Below are 2143 nucleotides of genomic sequence, written 5' to 3' on the forward strand. Positions count from 1 at the left end.
GATCGCGTAAAACCGCGCCCGGGAAGTGTGTCACAAGTCACATAACTTTGCAGCACCCCCAGACTATTTTTACGCACTTGGAGCCGCTTCCCGTCCGGGGATAAGCTCAGGCGCAAAGGATGGGTGGAAAGGACGGCAATCTGCCGGGTTCGACGCCGCTCGTCCGTCGTTGGAAAGTCGACATGAGAGCAGTTAAGTTCGCCGGCGCGGCGGTGGTCGCCGTCATCATCGTGGTTGCGGTCCTGCTGGTGATCGGGATTCCGTCGGGCTTCCTGACGTCGACGATTGTCTCGCGCGTCGAGAGCGCCACCGGTTATCGCCTGTCGATCGACGGCACGACGAAGATCAGCCTGTGGCCAACACTGAACATCAAGCTCAACGACCTCACATTTCTGGACCCCAGAGACCGCAGCGGCATCACGCGCCTGACCGTCGACAGCGTGCAGGTCGACATGTCGCTCTCGAGCGTATGGTCGGGCCGTCCGAAGATCAGCGAACTCATCGTCAGCCATCCTGTGCTCTACCAGCCGATGCTGCGCGACCGCCTGCCGAATGCCAGAACCTCTTCGAAGCCGATCGCGCTGGACACTGATGGTGCGACCATCGATCACATCAAGGTCAGCAACGGCGAGGTCGCCTTTGCACGCGTGCGCGACCGCATCGACAGCCGCATCAGCGCCATCAACGCCGAGGCCGTCCTTGGCCGCGACCGCAAGGTCAACATCACCGGCACTGCGCGCGTCAGCGAACATCCGACCAAGTTCGACATCAAGACGACGACGCCGGCGCCGCAGATCGACCGGCCCACGGTCCCGGTGGATTTCGTCATCGACATGCCCGACGTGCTGAAGTCCCAGCTTGCAGGTCATGCCGAGGTGAGGCTCAACGGCGACGTCGTGATGATCAACGGCGTCAATGGCAAGCTCGGCGACAGTGCGTTCAACGGCTGGGCCTCGGTCGACATCGCGAGCAAGCCTCTGGTCAAGGTCGATCTCGACTTCCAGCGGCTCGCGATCCCGCTGGCAAAAACGCCCGATGGCGCGCCCGGGAAACCCTGGAGCGATGCCCCGATCGACGTCTCCGGGCTCAATTATGTCGATGCGCAGATCAGGATCTCGGCAACCGAGGCCGTGATCGGCGATGCGCGCCTTGCGCCGCTGGCGCTCGATGCAAAACTCGCTGGCGGCGTGCTGAAGGCCAGCACCGCCAATCTCGGTGCCTATGGTGGCCAGATCTCGGGTGAAGTGATCCTGGATGCGACCAGCGGCGCACCGAGCTTTGCGATGCATTCCGACGTGGTCGGCGTGCGGGCGCTGCCGCTGCTCCAGGGCCTCGCCGATTTCGACCGGGTCGACGGCAAGATGCAGGTCAAGCTCGCGCTGCGCAGTGCCGGCCCCAGCCAGCGCGCACTGATGGCGAACCTGCAGGGCACGGCCTTCGTCAATTTCCAGGACGGCGTGATCCGCGGCATCAATGTAGCGCAGATGATCCGTTCGCTGACGACCAGCAAGCTGTCGGGCTGGCAGGACAATGAGGCCCAGAACACCGACCTGTCGCAGCTCTCCGCCTCGTTCCGCATCGACAAGGGCCAGGCGGTGACGACCGATTTCACCCTGGTCGGGCCGCTGGTGCGCATCACCGGCGCCGGCACCCTCGCACTCGACACCAAGATGATGGGCTTTCGCGTCGAGCCCAAGCTCGTCATGACGACCGAAGGCCAGGGCCGCACCTCCGAACCGGTCGGCTTCGGCATTCCCGTGATGATCTCGGGCTCCTGGTCGCAGCCGCAGATCTATCCCGACATGAGCGGCATGGTCGACAATCCGGACGCCGCCTATGCCAAGCTGCGCGAGATGGGCAAAGGTCTGTTCGGGCCTGACGGCGCCGGCCTCGGCAAATTTATGGGCAGCCTTGGTAATCTTGGGCTCGGCGGCGCCACCGCGCCGGGTGGCGGCAATGCCAATCCGCCAATGCCTCAGTTGGGGCAGAACAATCCGCTCGGCGGCCCGCTGGGCGAGGCGATTGGCAATATGATCCAGCAGGGGCTTTCCAGTGGCGCGGGAAACAGCAGCGGCGCTGGAACCAGCCGCAGCCGCAGCCTGCTCCCAACGCCATCCACTCCGGCGCCGCAGGCCTCGCCCGC

The 2143-nt window shown here is 64.4% G+C and carries 1 protein-coding gene; it reads left to right on the forward strand.

Features of this window, described 5'->3' with window-relative positions; genetic code table 11:
* Nucleotides 1-182: 182 nt before the first annotated feature.
* Nucleotides 183-2143, forward strand: a 1961-nt coding sequence (locus tag IVB48_RS07555) for an AsmA family protein (RefSeq protein ID WP_247399057.1), incomplete at its 3' end; no start/stop codon positions are given.

This window comes from Bradyrhizobium sp. 76 (genome assembly GCF_023073025.1).
In the GTDB taxonomy this organism is placed as follows: Bacteria; Pseudomonadota; Alphaproteobacteria; order Rhizobiales; family Xanthobacteraceae; genus Bradyrhizobium.